The 16,244-nt window shown below is 60.0% G+C and carries 12 protein-coding genes; 7 read left to right on the top strand and 5 right to left on the bottom strand.

Annotated features, from left to right (window positions below; genetic code table 11):
- The first annotated feature begins 107 nt into the window (after window positions 1-107).
- On the top strand, window positions 108-1,727 hold the full coding sequence (gene pvdP, locus ASD60_RS15740; protein ID WP_056854875.1) for a pyoverdine maturation tyrosinase PvdP: 1,620 nt from the start codon (window positions 108-110) through the stop codon (window positions 1,725-1,727).
- 133 nt (window positions 1,728-1,860) lie between these two features.
- Here pvdP and ASD60_RS15735 read toward each other — a convergent pair whose 3' ends face one another.
- From ASD60_RS15735 to ASD60_RS15725, 3 genes are read right to left on the bottom strand one after another with little or no spacing between them, the layout of a single operon-like run.
- A complete protein-coding gene (locus tag ASD60_RS15735; protein WP_056854874.1) occupies window positions 1,861-3,255 on the bottom strand; it encodes an efflux transporter outer membrane subunit in 1,395 nt (464 codons plus the stop codon).
- Between the two features lie 7 nt (window positions 3,256-3,262).
- Window positions 3,263-5,236 (bottom strand): MacB family efflux pump subunit, encoded by a 1,974-nt coding sequence (locus tag ASD60_RS15730; RefSeq protein ID WP_056854873.1) that lies wholly within the window; start codon window positions 5,234-5,236, stop codon window positions 3,263-3,265.
- Window positions 5,237-6,409, bottom strand: a complete 1,173-nt coding sequence (locus ASD60_RS15725; RefSeq protein ID WP_056854872.1) for an efflux RND transporter periplasmic adaptor subunit — start codon at window positions 6,407-6,409, stop codon at window positions 5,237-5,239. It abuts the gene before it with no gap.
- Window positions 6,410-6,797: 388 nt separating this feature from the next.
- Between ASD60_RS15725 and ASD60_RS15720 the strand changes: the two genes are divergently transcribed.
- The 5 genes from ASD60_RS15720 to ASD60_RS15700 all read left to right on the top strand — a co-directional run bounded on the left by ASD60_RS15720 (window position 6,798) and on the right by ASD60_RS15700 (window position 13,414).
- Entirely contained in the window at window positions 6,798-7,310 is a 513-nt protein-coding gene (locus tag ASD60_RS15720; RefSeq protein ID WP_082557599.1) for a sigma-70 family RNA polymerase sigma factor, read from the top strand.
- Window positions 7,311-7,459: 149 nt separating this feature from the next.
- The gene (locus ASD60_RS15715; protein ID WP_056854870.1) at window positions 7,460-8,797 is read left to right on the top strand and encodes a lysine N(6)-hydroxylase/L-ornithine N(5)-oxygenase family protein; all 1,338 of its coding nucleotides are present in this window, start codon (window positions 7,460-7,462) and stop codon (window positions 8,795-8,797) included.
- Between the two features lie 222 nt (window positions 8,798-9,019).
- The gene (locus ASD60_RS15710) at window positions 9,020-9,433 is read left to right on the top strand and encodes a hypothetical protein (RefSeq protein ID WP_056854869.1); all 414 of its coding nucleotides are present in this window, start codon (window positions 9,020-9,022) and stop codon (window positions 9,431-9,433) included.
- A gap of 108 nt (window positions 9,434-9,541) precedes the next feature.
- Window positions 9,542-10,168, top strand: a complete 627-nt coding sequence (locus ASD60_RS15705; protein ID WP_056854868.1) for a response regulator transcription factor — start codon at window positions 9,542-9,544, stop codon at window positions 10,166-10,168.
- A gap of 39 nt (window positions 10,169-10,207) precedes the next feature.
- A complete protein-coding gene (locus tag ASD60_RS15700; RefSeq protein ID WP_056854867.1) occupies window positions 10,208-13,414 on the top strand; it encodes a transporter substrate-binding domain-containing protein in 3,207 nt (1,068 codons plus the stop codon).
- Here the strand turns inward: ASD60_RS15700 and dkgB are convergent.
- Window positions 13,411-14,214 (bottom strand): 2,5-didehydrogluconate reductase DkgB, encoded by an 804-nt coding sequence (gene dkgB, locus ASD60_RS15695; protein ID WP_056854866.1) that lies wholly within the window; start codon window positions 14,212-14,214, stop codon window positions 13,411-13,413. The two genes, ASD60_RS15700 and dkgB, sit on opposite strands and share 4 nt — an antisense overlap.
- Window positions 14,215-14,478: 264 nt before the next feature.
- Window positions 14,479-15,018: a PaaI family thioesterase gene (locus tag ASD60_RS15690; RefSeq protein ID WP_056854865.1), complete on the bottom strand. Its 540-nt coding sequence runs from the start codon at window positions 15,016-15,018 to the stop codon at window positions 14,479-14,481.
- A 235-nt stretch (window positions 15,019-15,253) separates the two neighbouring features.
- Here ASD60_RS15690 and ASD60_RS15685 point away from each other — a divergent pair, with 235 nt between their 5' ends.
- Entirely contained in the window at window positions 15,254-16,120 is an 867-nt protein-coding gene (locus ASD60_RS15685; RefSeq protein ID WP_056854864.1) for a pirin family protein, read from the top strand.
- Window positions 16,121-16,244 lie beyond the last annotated feature (124 nt).

Genomic DNA, 16,244 nt, shown 5'->3' with positions numbered 1-16,244 from the left:
CTCGATACCTGTGGGAGCTGGCTTGCCAGCGGTGCTTTTAAATTTCGCAGGGCAACAAACGTTCTAGCTTGGATAAAGCCTGCTCCATGGCTGACACAGGTAGGGCAATGACGATTTCTCGACGATGGTTCATGGCGGGCCTGGCGCTGACCGGCGCTGCCGTGCCTGCGGCTTTTTATGGGCATCGCCAATGGACGAAACCGGACCCGACAATCACGCCGGGTGAAGCTTCATTCGATGTCGCGGATGTCGCCGGCCAGCGCTTGGCGGACACCCTGCGCGGAGTCTGGCAGATTCGTTTCGAAGGCCGTGACGCAGGTCTTGAAGGTTTGCCGCGCGAAGGGCTGGAAGTGTTTCTCGACATCGGTCACAAGGGCCGTGGCCTGATCGGTTTTCTCGACACCGCTGAACGTCTGCGCTCCAGCGAACAACCCCGCTACCGGGTGCTCGGTGATCTGGCCAGTGCCAAACCGGCGCAGTTGAGCTGGCGACTGGTGAGCGCGACGGGAAGCTGCGATTACGAATTCAGCATGGCGCTCGATGAGGTCTGGGCCGGGTTCGGCAATGCCGGCAGCGGCTCACTCAGTGGTCGCGTGCTGGATCTGGATCGACCCTTGATGCTGACGGCGCAGGACAACCGTTTTGTTGCCGTGAAAAAAGTCTTCCCCGAAGCCCGGGAGCGCACCGGTTTGAACCCGCCGCTATTGGCGTGGCTGACGTCCCAGGAGCATCGCCTGTTTCACCAGCTCTGGCATGCGTCCCGGGACAAGTGGCATACCTTGCCCGAAGACAAGCGCAATGCCTTGCGCGGTATTGGCTGGCAACCCGGTCCGCGGGACCAGGAGCGAGATGCCCGTGGCAAACGCAAGGATCGCAACGGCTCGGGCGTGGATTTTTTCTTCATGCACCGGCACATGCTCGGCACCGCGCGCTCAATGCAGGATCTGCCGTCGTGGACGCATTTCCCGCTGCCGCAGCCCGAACTGGCCCGGGACCGCATCGGCTTCGCCAACTATTTCGACAATCACGACGGCACCGCGCTGCCGCCGACCTGGCTGGCCGAGGACGATGACGAGTACTCGCAGTGGGTCAGCGATATCAAGACTGCCGAGACCTACCACAGCAATTTCCAGGTTTGGGAATCGCAGTACCGCGATCCGCGTTATCTGTCGAAGTTGACGCTGGGGCAGTTCGGCTCGGAGGTGGAGTTGGGTCTGCACGACTGGCTGCACATGCGCTGGGCCTCGGTGCCGCGTGACCCATCCAACGGTCAGCCGGTGCCGTTCGCCCGGGATCCGGCGGACTTCTCGGCGCGTTGGTATGCGCCGGAAAACGATTTTCTCGGTGATCCGTTTTCCTCTCACGTGAATCCGGTGTTCTGGCATTTCCATGGCTGGATCGATGATCGCCTGGAAGACTGGTTCCGCGCCCATGAGCGCTTTCATCCGGGGCAGGTCAGCCGGCTTGAGGTCAACGGTGTGCCGTGGTTCGCACCGGGGCGTTGGGTCGAGATCGCCGACCCGTGGCTCGGTCCGGCCACCCATGGTTGCAGCACCACACCGGGGTTGCAGGCGGGTAAGTCAGTGGAAATGGACCCGGAAACCATGAAGCTGGCGCTGCGGATTACCTTTGGCGAGGATGAAAAGAAGCTCGAAGACCTGTTTCGCAAAGTGCCGCAACGACCTTGGTATGCGCGGCATTTAAAGGCCAAACAAAGTCAGGCCTGAGCACCGCAGTGATCGTTCCCACGCTCCGCGTGGGAATGCAGCCCGGGACGCTCTGCGTCCCATCCAGAGCCGAACGCGGAGCGTCCGTGGAGGCATTCCCACGCAGAGCGTGGGAACGATCAATCGCCACAAATCACATAGCCTGCCACCCACCCCCAAGCGCCTTGTACAGCGCAATACTCGCCTGCATCCGCGACAGCCGCAGTTGCACATTCAAGTCCTGCGCCGCATACAGCGTGCGCTGGGTTTCCAGCACGGTCAGTAAATCCTCGGCCCCCGCTTCATAGCGACTTTGCGCAAGGTTGAACGCGGTTTGCGCCTGTTGCAGTTCTTCACTTTGCCACTGCCGTTGTTCGTCCAGCCCGCGAATGCTGTTCAGCGCTTTTTCCACTTCGGCGAAACCATTGATGATTGCGCCACTATAGGTTTCCAGCAGCTCTTGCTGTCGCGCTGTGGCCTTGTCGCGTTCGGCGCCGAGGCGGCCATTGTTGAACACCGGCGAGAGCAAACCGGCGGTGAGGTTGTAGAAGGGACTGCGCAGAATGTCTGCGGCACGATCGGCGCCGGAGCCGATTTCCGCGCTCAGGGTCACGGTCGGCAACATGGCGGCGCGGGCTACGGTGACGTCGGCCTGGGCGGCGGCCAGTTGTGCTTCGGCGCGGGCGATGTCCGGTCGACGGCTGAGTAATTGGCTGGGCACCCCGGCATCAATGGCTGGCCATGACAGTTGATCGAAGCGCTCCTGGCCCAAAGACAATGCCTGCACCGGACGGCCGAGCAGGGTGGCGAGGCTGATCTGCGCGTCCCTGACCTGCTGCTGCACCAGCGGCAACTGGCGTTGCTGCGCGGCCACCAGGCTTTTCTGCTGAGCCAGTTCCAGCGCCGTCGCCGAGCCCGCGTCAAAACGGGTCTGCACCAGTTTCAACACACTCTGCGCGTTGGCCAGATTCAACTCGGCAATGCGGCTTTGCTCTTGCAGCGACAAGGTCTGTGCGTAGCCGCTGGCCACGCCGCTCAGCAGCGTCAGCTCAACGGTCGCCTGATCGAATTCGCTGGCGCGCAGGGCAAATTGCGCACTGTCGCGGGAGGCACGCTGGCCGCCCCAGAAATCGACTTCGTAACTCGCGGTGAGATTGGCGTCGAAGTAATCCACAGCGTCATTACTGCTGTCGGCGTCGAGTTGGCTGTAACCGCTGCCGCGCAGCAGTTTTTGCCGGTTGGCGTTGGCCCCGGCCTTGACTTCGGGCAACCGTGAACCACCAGCGACTACCGTTTCAGCCTGTGCCTGGCGCACTCGGGCGATGGCAGCGGCCAGGTCGTAACTGCCGACCCGGGCCTGTTCGATCAGCCGTCCCAGTTGCGGGCTGCCGAAGCGGTTCCACCATTGCTGATTGTCGTGAACGGCGCCTGCGGTGTGCGGCGATTGCCAGGCGGCGGGCGGCACAACGCCGCTGTCCGGGCGCTGGGCAGGGCTGCCGCAAGCGCTGAGCAACAAACACAGAGTCAACAGGCTGAGTGGCGGCTTCATCAATCGTTTATTCACTGGTAAGGGCCGTGACCGGGTCGAGTCGAGCAGCTTTGCGGGCCGGCATGAAGCCGAAGACAACACCGGTGACCAGGGCGCAGCCGAAGGCGCCCAGCACCGCTATCAGGGAGAAGGCGACCGCGACTTCGCTGAGGACCAGCACGCCACCGACGATCAGCGCCAGGGCAATTCCGGCGAGCCCGCCGACGACCGACAGCATCACGGCTTCCGTCAGAAACTGGCGCAGGATATCCCGCTGCCGGGCGCCGGTGGCCATGCGAATACCGATCTCGCGAGTGCGCTCACGCACAGTCATGAGCATGATGTTCATCACACCGATACCGCCCACCAGCAGCGAAATCGCGGCAATCGAACCGAGCATCAGCGACAGGGTGTTCTGCGTGCGCGCTTCGGCCTGGATCATCGCCGCGTTGTTGGTCAGTTCGAAATCCTTCTTGCCGTTGTGCAGGCGCAGCATCAATTGCTCGATGGCGCGTTCCGTTTCCTTGACCTTGCGCGCATCGGCGGCGGCAATCGCGATGTACTCCGGGTTGTGTGTGCCGAACAGGCGCACGCTGGCGGCGGAGTAGGGGATGGCGATGCGGTCGTCGCTGTCGGAGTCGCCGGAGCTGGCACCTTTTTCCGCCAGCACCCCGACCACCTGGAACGGCACGTTCTCGATCAGGATGTATTGGCCAATCGGGTTGGCCACGTCCTTGAGCAGTTTAGTGCGGACCTTATGGCCGATCACCGCCACGGCTGCCGCGTTCTGTTCGTCGGCTTCGGTGAAGTAACTGCCTTCGACTACAGGCCAGTTGAAGATCGCGGGGAAGTTGGTGTCGTTGCCGCCGACGTAGCTCAAATGGTCGAGGTTGCCGAAGCGCACCCCGGCTTCCTGGCCGTTGACCGGCATGATGCGCATCACTTGCGGCAGGCTGGCCACGGCCTTGACTTCGTCGAGGGTGACGATGCCCAGCGGTGTACGCGGGTTGGGCGACGACCCGCTGAGGTAAATGATGTTGGAGCCGAACGCGCCCATCTGCGCCATGACCTGACGCTTGCTGCCTTCGCCCACGGCCAGCATCACCACCACCGAAGCGACGCCGATGATGATCCCGAGCAGGGTCAGCGCAGTACGGAACTTGTTGATCCACATCACCCGCCAGGCGGCCTGGACCGCGTCGACCAGTTCGCCTTTCCAGGCACCGGTAGCTTGGGCACCTTCGCTCAGGCGCTTACGCAAATCGACGGCTTGCAGTGCACCGGAGGTTGCCGACTGTTGCGCGGCGGGATTGTCACGGGCGCTGTCACTGATGATCAGGCCATCGCGTATTTCAATGATGCGTTTGGCCCGGGCCGCCACTTCGCGATCGTGGGTGATCAGGATCACGACGTGGCCCTGGCTCGCCAGTTCGTCAAGCAGCGCCATGACTTCCTTGCCGCTGTGGCTGTCGAGGGCGCCGGTGGGTTCGTCGGCCAGGATGATGTGGCCGCCATTCATCAAGGCGCGGGCAATCGACACCCGTTGCTGTTGCCCGCCCGAGAGTTGGTGCGGGCGGTTGCCTGTACGCGCGCCCAGGCCGAGGCGGTCGAGCAGGGCGGCGGCGCGGGCGTGGCGCTCGGCAGCCGGAGTGCCGGCGTAGATGGCCGGCATCTCGACGTTTTCCTGGGCCGAGCCGGATGGAATCAGGTGGTAACCCTGAAACACGAAGCCGAACGCTTCGCGGCGCAACCAGGCCAGTTCGTCACTGTCGAGCGCCGCGACATTTTCCCCGGCGAAGCGGTACTCGCCCGAGGTCGGCCGGTCGAGGCAGCCGAGGATGTTCATCAGCGTCGACTTGCCGGAACCGGACGCGCCGACAATCGCCACGAATTCCCCGGCATGGATCGACAGGTCAATGCCGCGCAACACGTGAACTTCAGGTGCGTCGCCACCGCCATAGGCCTTGCGGATGTCCTGCAGTTCGATCAGGGGCGTTTGCATTCAACCGCCACTCCCGTCGGCCGGGCCGATCAACAGGTGATCGCCTTCTTGCAGGCCGTCGAGAATCTGCACCCGCAGACGATCGCTGATGCCGGTGCGGACGTTGCGTTGTTCGATGCTGCCGTTTTTGGCAACCACTTGCGCGGTCTGGCTGTCGGCTTGTGCGCCGGCTTGCAGCGCCGCAATCGGCGCGGTGAGAACGTTTTGCGCCTGATCGGCGACAAAAAATACCTGGGTGGTCATTTCTGCCATCAACGCGTTATCGGCGTTATCGACGTCGAGCAGTACGGTATACAGCACCACCCGAGCGCTGCCGCTTTTGCTTGAACTGGCGGGGCTGCCACCACCCTGACTGGTTTGGTCGAGAGGTTTTGGCGGCACCGGCAGAATTTGTCGCACGGTGCTTTTCCAGCGTCGGGCGCCACCGCTGAGGGTGGTGAACCAGGCCGTCATGCCGGGTTTGACGTGGCCGATATCGGCTTCAGAAACTTCGGCCCAAACCGTCATCGGTGACAGTTTGGCGATACGCAGAATCAACGGCGTCTGCTGCTGGGCATTGAGGGTCTGGCCCTCGCGGGCGTCGAGTGCGACTACGGTGCCGGACATCGGCGCGTAGATCCGGGTGTAGCCGAGTTCGGCCTGATCGCTGCGCAGGCTGGCCTGGGCCTGGCGAATCTGCGCCTGGAACATGTCGATGCGCGCTTGGGTGGCGCGCAGTTCGGCCTGGGCGGTCTGCACATCTTCTTCGCGGGTGGCGCCACCGGCCTTGAGATGCTGTTGACGCTGGAATTTTTGCCGGGCGAGTTCGTGCAGCGCGCGCTGTTCTTCAAGCTGTGCCTTGAGGTTTTCGATGGAAAAACGTCCAGCGTCGAGTTTGGCCTGTTGCGTGGATGGATCGATTTCCACCAGCAACTGGCCTTCCTTGACGACATCTCCGACTTCCACATGGATCTTGTGGATTTGCCCGGACGCCTGCGCGCCGACATCGACATAACGCCGCGGTTGCAAGGTGCCTAGCGCGGTCACGCTGCTTTCGATATCGGCGCGGGTGACCTGCACCGTGACGAACTGGTCTCGGCCAGGAGGGATGATCTGCCAGGCGGCGACGGCGATAACGGGGATCAGACAGAGCGCAGCAAGCAGGGCGCGTCGGGCGGGACGGGGACGTTTCATGCAGGGTTCCGGCCAAAGGATTTCGGCCCGTCGTTCAGCGCGGGGGGCGGATAGAGACGGGTAGCTGTCCTGTAAACGAAGAAGCCATTGGGGAATTTAGCCTGGGACATATGGCGTGACAGCTGCCGCGTGCCTGGGTGATACAACCCTCCTGTGGCAGCTGGCTTGCCAGCGATAGCGGTGGATCAGTCAGTGAATGTGCCGGCTGATACTCCGCCATCGCTGGCAAGCCAGCTCCCACAGGTATTGTGTAATTCGGAGGTTTCCACGGCCCGACAACTATTTGTCAGCCAAGACAAAGCAATACTTTAAATCTATATGAGAATTACTATAAATTACGCAGCTCAATTGCCACTATCGTGCCATTGCCTGTTTTCTGGTCGATGAAGTGGCTCAAGACCGTCCCCGTGCCGGAGTCATGTTGGAAAACTACTATCGCGAGCTGGTGTGTTTCCTGAACGCCAAGCTCGGCAACCGACAGGTTGCCGAAGATGTGGTGCATGACGCTTATCTGCGAGTCCTGGAGCGCTCCAGCGACGCGCCGATCGAGCAACCGCGGGCGTTTCTTTATCGTACGGCGCTGAACCTGGTGATCGACGATCATCGGCGCAATGCACTGCGCCAGGTCGAGCCGCTGGATGTGCTGGACAACGAGGAGCGTTACTTCTCCCCGTCACCCCTCAACAGCCTCGATCACGGCCAGCGCCTGGACATGCTCCAGCGCGCGTTGGCGGAATTGCCTCGGTTGTGTCGCGAGAGTTTTCTGCTGCGCAAGATCGAAGGCCTGTCACATCCGCAAATCGCCGAGCAGTTGGGTATTTCCAGGGCCATGGTCGAAAAGCACATCGTCAATGCGATGAAACATTGCCGGGTGCGCATGCAGCAATGGGATGCGCACTGATCGGCGTCCTTTGATGCCTTGCGGTTAAATTTTATTTCACTGTCCTCGTTCCTACTCAACAGACGACCTACTGTCCTGCTCCAGGCCGGTCAGGTCACTTAGGCTCTCCTTGCCCCGTCGCCCCGGGGTTCATCCAGAGGACACTGGAAATGACACAGGCAATTGCATCGCCCATCGTTCACGACCTGATCGGCGTCGGCTTCGGCCCTTCGAACCTGGCGCTGGCCATCGCTCTGCAAGAGCGCGGTCCGATCCAGGGCGAACTGGATGTGCTGTTTCTCGACAAACAGGCGAACTACAGCTGGCACGGCAACACGCTGTCGACCCAGAGCGAGTTGCAGATTTCCTTCCTCAAGGACCTGGTGACCTTGCGCAACCCGACCAGCCCTTATTCGTTCGTCAATTACCTCAAGGCCCACGGGCGCCTGGTCGACTTCATCAACCTGGGCACCTTTTATCCGTGCCGCATGGAGTACAACGACTACCTGCGCTGGGTTGCCGCGCAATTCGAGCCTCAGAGCCGCTACGGCGAAGAAGTGCTGACCATCGAGCCGGTGCTGCACAACCAGCAGGTTGAAGCGCTACGCGTGATTTCCCGTGATTCGACGGGCCATCAACATGTGCGCACCGCGCGTGCCGTGGTGGTCAGCGCCGGTGGCACGCCGCGTATTCCCGAAGCGTTCAAGGCGCTGAAAGAGGATGGCCGGGTGTTCCATCATTCGCAGTACCTGGCGCAAATGGCCAGGCAGCCGTGCGTGAACAACCAGCCGATGAGCATCGCGATCATCGGTGGTGGGCAGAGTGCGGCGGAAGCGTTCATCGATCTCAACGACAGCTTTCCTTCGGTGCAGGTCGACATGATTCTGCGCGGCTCGGCGCTCAAGCCAGCCGACGACAGCCCATTCGTCAACGAAGTCTTCTCGCCGGAGTTCACCGACCTGGTATTCCACCAGCAGAGCAGCGAGCGTGAGCGTCTGGTCAACGAGTACCACAACACCAACTACTCGGTCGTGGACATCGACCTGATCGAACGCATCTACGGCATTTTCTATCGCCAGAAAGTCTCGGGCATTGCCCGTCACGCGTTCCGCACCCTGACCACCATCGAGACAGCCACCGCCACTGAGCGCGGTATCGAACTGGCGGTGCGCAACAATGCCACCGGCGAAGTCACGGCTCGCCATTACGATGCGGTAGTGCTGGCCACCGGATACGAGCGGCAGATGCACCGAAAACTGCTGGCACCGCTGCAAGCGTATCTGGGTGATTTCGAGGTGGACCGCAATTACAAGCTGATCACCGACGAACGCTGCAAGGCGGGCATTTATATGCAGGGCTTCTGCCAGGCCAGCCATGGCTTGAGCGACACGTTGCTGTCGATCCTGCCGATCCGCGCCGATGAAATCGCTGGCTCACTGTATGACCATGGCAAGCATCGCGGGCATGCCAGTTCGGTGGAGGATCTGTTATTGGCGACTGCCAGCTAAAGATTTGCCGGCTGCACAAGCGTTATCGCGGGCCCGTTCCCACAGTTCGATCTTTCATCACACATCTTTGTGTCCACTGAAGATCCCTGCGTGAGCGGGCTTGCCTGCGATTGCGCTCTGATAAACCGAACCGGTGCATTGGTATTTGGGAAAAGTCCTACAGAAAGGCCTTCGGGTCTTCCGTAGTCTTGCCACCTCAATAATCTGACCGGGGAGGCCACGTTGTTCAAAAAGTCCATACGCATCCTGATCGCGGATGAACAACACTTTAACCGGCTAAGAATCGAGCGCTGGTTCAACCAGCTCGGTTATTACCGGGTGGCCCCGGTGCAAGACATGGCAGAGCTGCTGGTTCTGGTGGAGTACGCCAGCGAGCCTTTCGATCTGTTGATCATCAACGCCGCAATGGGACACGGAAAATTCGACCTGCTGGATTTCTGCCTGGATAACCAACAGCTCGATCGCGTGATGATCTACGACGGCCAGCGCGCGCAACTGCCTGCAATCGCGCTCTGCGCGCAGCGCAAAGTCAGTGTTAGCCATGCCTTGTTGCCGGATCTCGCTTCGATCCAGCGGCTGATGGCCCTCGCGGATTCACGGCGACCGTCTGTCGGCACTGTCATTTCTGTCAGGTAGTTTCGCCTCGCTTTCCATGCAACAGTCCAGGCGCAGCCGCTGCGTCTATTCGCGCCTTGCTCAAAGACTGTCAGCGCCCGTTTATCGTGTAATTGCCCAGGAGTTGCCATGAAGTCAGTGCTGATTGTGGACGATCATCCGGTGATTCGCGGCGCAGTCAAAATCGTCCTCAAGCTGGAAGGGTACAAACGCATCTACGAAGCCTCCACCGGTAATGAAGTCCTGCCGATGATCCGTGAACACCAACCGGAACTGGTGATACTGGACCTGAACCTGCCGTTTCTCGATGGGCTTGATGTGTTGGCTCGCATCAAGGCGGGCGAGGTGAATTGTCGCGTGGTGGTCTTTACCTCTCAGGAGCCGTCGTTTTATCAGGATCGCTGCATGCGCGCCGGAGCCGCTGCCTATGTCGCCAAGACCAACGACCTTGAGCACCTGCACAAGGCGGTGCACGCGGTGATGGGCGGATATACCTACTTCTCGCGGCTGCCCACAAGTTCAGTGTCGATGAGCACGTTGCAGCGCAGTGAAAAACAGATGATCGACAATCTGTCAGACCGGGAGTTGACGATTTTTCAGCATCTGGCCCGCGGAATGAGCAACAAGACCATCGCCGACATCATGCATTTGAGCCACAAGACCGTCAGCACCTACAAAACCCGTTTGATTGAAAAACTCAACGTGGATTCGTCGGTGCATCTGCGGGATCTTGCCCGGCGTAATCATTTGATCTGAGAGAACGCCATCGAACTTTCGCGCAGCTTTAGAAAACGTTTGTTGCTGGTGCTTTGTTTGTGGGCATCGAGTGTCTGTGCGCAACCGCAAACACTGACGCTGCTCGGGCGCTCCAGCGTGGAAGGAGGTAGCGTCCAACTGTCGGAAGCCGATGCACGCTGGCTGCAGCAAAAACGTCGATTGGTGCTGGCGGTGTCAGCACCCGACTATCCACCTTTCGACATCACCACCACGGGACATGCCCTGGAGGGGCTGACGGCAGACTATGCCGACCTGCTCAAACAGTTGTTGCAGACAGAGATTGAAGTTCACCGCTACGCCACACGCGCCGAGGCGGTGCAGGCCCTCAAGCAAGGAGCGGCCGACCTGCTGGGAACGGCCAACAGTTATGAGGCGCAAGACCCGCAGTTACAGATGTCCAGTACCTATGCCGTCGATCAACCGGTGTTGGTCACCCGTACCGACTCACCGCAAACGCTGGATCGGGCGCTGGCCGGCAAACGTCTGGCGATGTTGTATCACTACTTGCCGGAAGAGTACGTGCGGCAGTTCTATCCCGGGGCTCGGGTAGAGTTGTTTCCTTCGACGCTGGGCGCGGTGGGGGCCGTGGCGTTCGGGCAAGCGGATATCTACCTGGGTGATGCCATCAGTGCCCATTACCTGATCAGCAAGAACTACCTGAACAACGTTCGACTGGCGAAATTTTCCTCCATTGAACCGGGCCGATTTGCGTTTGCCCTGGCCGGTGACAATCGCCGGTTATTGCGCATCGTCAACCAGGCATTGGCGGCGATCAGCGCCAATGAACAGATCAGCATCTTGCGCCGCTGGGGCGCAGGGGGGGCCACTGTTTCCGGCACCCAGCCATTGCAGCTAAGCGTGGTCGAGCAGCGCTGGCTCAAACAAAACCCGCGTTTGCGGGTGGCGATCAATGAAAACATGATGCCCATTTCATTTTTCGACAGTGAAGGCCGATTTCGCGGTATTGCTGCCGACGTTTTGGAAAAAGTCAGCCTGCGCACCGGTTTGAAGTTCGATATGCGACCGACCCAATCCGTCGCTGAAATGCTTGAGTGGATCAGGACCGGGCAGGTGGACCTTGTCGCGGGGATCAGCCCCAGTATTGAACGCGAAGCCCAATTGCTATTCACCCGTCCGTTCCTCACCAGTCCGAATGTGCTGGTCACCCGCGTGGAACCGGGCAGCCCCGCGACCCTCGACGACATGGCCGGCAAAACACTTGCCGTTACCCAAGGCAACAGTGCTGGCGAATTCATCCGTCAGAGTTTTCCGCAGATCCGGCTGGTCAACGCATCGGTGACGGCGGATGCGATGGAGAAGGTCGCGCAGGGCAGGGCCGATGGCGGTATCAATTCGTTGATCGGCGCCCGCTACATGATTTCGCGGCTGTATCGTGGGCGATTGCAAGTGACCAGCACCGTCGGCGTCGAACCTGCTCGCGGCACGCTGGCGACCAGTCGAAACGCGACAGAGTTGCATTCGATTCTGGACAAGGCGTTGCTGAGCATTGCCCCCGAAGAAATCGACGAGATGACTCAGTATTGGCGCAATGACCTGATGCTCGAACAGAGTTACTGGTTGCGCCATCGCCAGCAAATTCTTCAGGCCTTTGCGGTCGCCGGCAGTTTGTTGTTGCTCGCTTTGGCCTGGATTGCCTGGCAGCGTCGGCAGATCCGTCAGCGCCAGCAATTGCTTGCCCAATTGCAAGACGCCAAGGAGGCGGCCGATGAGGCAAACCGGGCGAAGACCACGTTTCTGGCAACCATGAGCCATGAAATTCGTACGCCCATGAATGCCTTGATCGGCATGCTGGAACTGGCGCTGAAAAGGGCGGACGAGGGCGTGACCGACCGTGCGGCCATCGAGGTGGCGTCCAATGCCGGGCAACAGTTACTGGGGTTGATTGGCGACATTCTGGACATTGCGCGCATTGAGTCCGGTCATCTGTCGCTGACCCCGGAGCGGGCCAATCTGCAGGACCTGGTGCTCTCGGTGGGTCGGGTGTTTGAAGGCCTGGCGCAGCAAAAGAACCTGCGCTGGCGGGTCGAACTTGAGGAACACAGCGACCGCGATGTGCTGGTCGATCCCACGCGCTTCAAGCAGGTGTTGTCCAACCTGTTGAGCAACGCGATCAAATTCACCCAAGAAGGTGAGGTCAGCCTGACTCTGCGCACGGTGTCGACGTCATCCGATCGATTGGCGGTCAGCCTGCGTGTAGAAGACAGCGGCATCGGCATCAGCACCGCGGACCAGCAGCGATTGTTCAGCCCCTTCGTGCAGGCCGGCAATAGCCGGCAATCTGGCCGCCAGGGTTCCGGTCTTGGACTGGTGATCAGCCGCACGATATGCGAAATGATGGGCGGCCGATTACATCTCCACAGTGTGCTCGGAAGCGGTACGCAAGTGGACATCAACCTTGAGCTGATCGCGCTGCAACCGTTGCCGGCCATTGAAGTACCCAAGCATGACGACCTGCCACCCACTCGAGCGCTGTTGATTCTGGTGGTTGACGATTATCCGGCGAATCGCTTGTTGCTTTCGCGGCAGTTGAGCTACCTGGGGCATCACGTGCTGTTGGCGGAAGATGGCCAGCAGGGTTTCGAGCAGTGGCGCGGGCACGAAGTGGACCTGGTCATCACCGATTGCAACATGCCGGTTGCCAGTGGTTATGAACTGGCGGGTGCGATCCGCGATGAAGAACGGTTCGAGGGCGGATCACCGACATTGATTCTGGGGTTTACCGCCAATGCACAGCCGGAGGAAAAAATCCGCTGTATTGAGGCGGGTATGGACGATTGTCTGTTCAAACCGATTCGATTGGGCGACTTGAGCAAATGGCTGGCCGAAAGGTTCGGCCACCTCCCGACGGGCGCGAACGAACAACGGCCAAACGCCGAGATCGACTTGAGCGGTTTGGCGAAGTATGTCGGTGCGGACGATGAACTGATCGCCGAATTGCTGCGCGACGTAATGGCGACTAATCGCGATGATCGCGCGCGTCTGCTGCAGGCACATGTCACCCACAATTATCCTCTCCTGCAAGAGCTGGCGCACCGTATCAAGGGCGGCGCGCAGATGGTTCGTGCGCAGTCATTGGTGACGTGTTGCGAACAACTGGAGCGTGCCTGCGGCGAGGGCCGCGCTTCGCTGATCGACGCCGCCGTCGATCAGCTGCAACAGGCGATGACGCGCCTGGACCGTAGTCTTGAGGTCAGGCGCGATTAATCCCAGTTCGGTGCGATGCCTTTGGGGCTGGTCAGGCGTTGGCCGCGATCCAGGCTGCAGATCAGCGCCATGTCGGCGTCACTCAACTGCATGCCACAGGCCTTGAGGTTGCTGGCGAGGTTGATGCGTTTGGTCGACGAGGGAATCACCGCGTACCCCAACTGCATGGCCCAAGCCAGGGTGACCTGTGCCGGTGTCGCCTGAAGGCGCTCGGCGATGTGTGCAATGACCGGGTCCTTGAGTACTTCGCCATAGGCCAGGGTCATGTACGACGTGATCTGGATACCCTGGCTTTGCGCGAACTCGACCACCTTGCGGTTTTGCAAGTACGGGTGCAGTTCGATCTGGTGGGTGGCGATGTTTTCGGCACCGACGGCGGCGATCGCCCGTTGCATCAGGTCGATGGTGAAGTTCGACACGCCGATCTGCCGAGTCAGGCCCAGGCGCTTGGCTTCGAGCAGGGCGCCCATGAATTCTTCGACCGATACCTGGTCTTCGGGCGAGGGCCAGTGGATCAGCGTCAGGTCCAAGTAGTCGGTCTGCAGTTTTTGCAGGCTTTCCTTGAGGCTTTCAAGCAGACGATCCTTGGCGAAATTGGCCACCCAGATCTTGCTGGTGATGAACAGCTCTTGCCGGGGGATGCCGCTGGCGGCAATGGCTTCACCGACTTCAGCTTCGTTTTCGTAGATTTGCGCGGTGTCGATGGCCCGGTAGCCAAGTTCCAGAGCGGTGCTGACCGAATCGATGACCACCTGGCCTTGCAAGCGAAAAGTACCAAGACCGAATGCGGGAACAGACATGAATGACTCCAGAGGTTGCAGTGGGAATGCATTGAGTATCCGCGCCTGCATTCGCGGGAAAAACCGCTGGGTGGGCAAAGCAATGTTTACCGTAAGTCAAGAAACGCTGTATTCCGGTGAGGTTATCGACGTTTGAAATGTCCTCTTCGCGAGCGACCCCGCTCCCACATTTAATCTTCAGTGAGCACGGGCTTTTTTGTGTCCCATATAGATTAAATGTCTGAGTGGGCTCGCTTGCGAAGGCAGCACCGCGGTTCTGGAGCCTTACCCTCGAGCCTCAAGAATCATGCAAGTGGTCGTCCCTGTCGCATACAAGCGCCCATCCACATCATAAATCCGCCCTTCGGCCAGTGCTGTCGAGCGCCCCAGATGGACGATTTTGCCCTCGGCGCGCACCGGGCCGCTGGCGTTGTTCAAGGCGCGGACGTAGCTGATGCGCAGGTCCAGCGTGGTGTAGCCCTGGCCTTTTTTCAATTGCGTATGGATCGCACAACCCATGCAGGAGTCCAGCAACGTTGCGGCATAGCCACCGTGCACGGTGCCCAGCGGGTTGTAGTGCCTTGAATCGGGCGTGCCCTGAAAAACGAACAGCCCGGCGGACCATTCGATTGGGATGAAATCCATCAGCACGCCAATGGGCGGCGAGGGCAGGTCACCGTTGCCGATGCCTTCGAAAAACTCGGCAGGCGACAGGGCGCTGACCTCGGCCATGGACAAACTGCCCGGCCCCTGAAGTCGGGCGCGCATGGCCTGTTCCTGGGCGATCCATTGGGCGAGGGTGGCTTCGCGGTTGGGGCTTTGCATATTCAAGACCTCGGGCAGGAGCGGATATTATGGTTGTAATTCTCGGTAATATTATGTCCGGAATAAAAAGTCCGCCAGTCCCATAAATCCTGAGCTTCTCACTATCAGAGGGTGTTGATGCCTTGCACCATCGTTCTCCCGATAGAACACAGAGACTGATTTTTGCAGTCTAGTGCAGCAAAGGTCATGGTTTTAAGCTTTGTCCATGGCCTTACTCACTTCATCAGGAGACACCATGAAAAACATCATTGGTATCTACACCAGTCCACGGACCCATTGGGTCGGCGACGGTTTTCCGGTGCGCACGCTGTTTTCCTACGACAACCTGGGCAAACACATCAGTCCGTTTCTGCTGCTCGATCACGCCGGCCCCGCCGAATTCACTCCGACCACCGAGCGACGTGGTGTGGGGCAGCATCCCCATCGCGGCTTTGAAACCGTGACGATCGTTTACAAAGGTGAAGTGGAACACCGCGATTCCACCGGCAGCGGCGGCAAGATCGGCCCCGGCGATGTGCAATGGATGACTGCCGCTTCCGGGATCCTGCATGAAGAGTTCCACTCCAGCGACTTCGCCAAAATCGGCGGCACGCTGGAGATGGTGCAACTGTGGGTCAACTTGCCGGCCAAGGACAAAATGGCCGAGCCCGGTTACCAGACAATCCTCGATGGCGATATCCCGAGCATCGCCTTGAAGGACAACGCCGGCCGCCTGCGATTGATTGCCGGCGAATTCGATGGCCATACCGGCCCTTCGCACACCTTCACGCCCATCGATGTCTGGGACCTGCGCCTCAATGGTGGCAAGTTGCTGACACTGGACTTGCACGAAGGTCGCAACACAGCAGTGGTGGTGCTGCGCGGCACGGTCCAGGTCAATGGCCTGGAACTGGTGCGAGAAGGGCAGCTGGCGCTGTTCGAGCGCAAGGGCGATCAGTTGAGCCTTGAAGCCAATAGCGACGCAGTGGTGCTGTTGCTCAGCGGCGAACCGATTGATGAACCTATCGTTGGTCACGGCCCGTTCGTGATGAACAGCGAGCAAGAAATCCACCAGGCGTTCGCCGACTTCCAGTCCGGCCGCTTCGGCCAGATGCACGGTTGACTGCAGGAGCTACCGCAGGTTGCGGTCTTTTGATCTTGATCTTCGGACGTTCTCGGAGCGATAAAAATCAGGATCAAAAGATCGCAGCCTGCGGCAGCTACAATGTGTGCGATATTTGCGTTCA

Origin of the sequence: Pseudomonas sp. Root562, assembly GCF_001427125.1 — a bacterium.
In the GTDB taxonomy this organism is placed as follows: Bacteria; Pseudomonadota; Gammaproteobacteria; order Pseudomonadales; family Pseudomonadaceae; genus Aquipseudomonas.
Note: the sequence above shows the minus strand (reverse complement) of the source record. Positions and strands in the feature narration are given on the sequence as shown.

What these genes read in the sequence shown, in the direction of transcription:
- ASD60_RS15730 (WP_056854873.1), bottom strand. Translation starts at nt 5,236, where the DNA reads ATGCAAACGCCCCTGATCGAACTGCAGGACATCCGCAAGGCCTATGGC.
- ASD60_RS15690 (WP_056854865.1), bottom strand. Translation starts at nt 15,018, where the DNA reads ATGCAAAGCCCCAACCGCGAAGCCACCCTCGCCCAATGGATCGCCCAG.
- dkgB (WP_056854866.1), bottom strand. Translation starts at nt 14,214, where the DNA reads ATGTCTGTTCCCGCATTCGGTCTTGGTACTTTTCGCTTGCAAGGCCAG.
- pvdP (WP_056854875.1), top strand. Translation starts at nt 108, where the DNA reads ATGACGATTTCTCGACGATGGTTCATGGCGGGCCTGGCGCTGACCGGC.
- ASD60_RS15705 (WP_056854868.1), top strand. Translation starts at nt 9,542, where the DNA reads ATGAAGTCAGTGCTGATTGTGGACGATCATCCGGTGATTCGCGGCGCA.
- ASD60_RS15715 (WP_056854870.1), top strand. Translation starts at nt 7,460, where the DNA reads ATGACACAGGCAATTGCATCGCCCATCGTTCACGACCTGATCGGCGTC.
- ASD60_RS15725 (WP_056854872.1), bottom strand. Translation starts at nt 6,409, where the DNA reads ATGAAACGTCCCCGTCCCGCCCGACGCGCCCTGCTTGCTGCGCTCTGT.
- ASD60_RS15735 (WP_056854874.1), bottom strand. Translation starts at nt 3,255, where the DNA reads ATGAAGCCGCCACTCAGCCTGTTGACTCTGTGTTTGTTGCTCAGCGCT.
- ASD60_RS15685 (WP_056854864.1), top strand. Translation starts at nt 15,254, where the DNA reads ATGAAAAACATCATTGGTATCTACACCAGTCCACGGACCCATTGGGTC.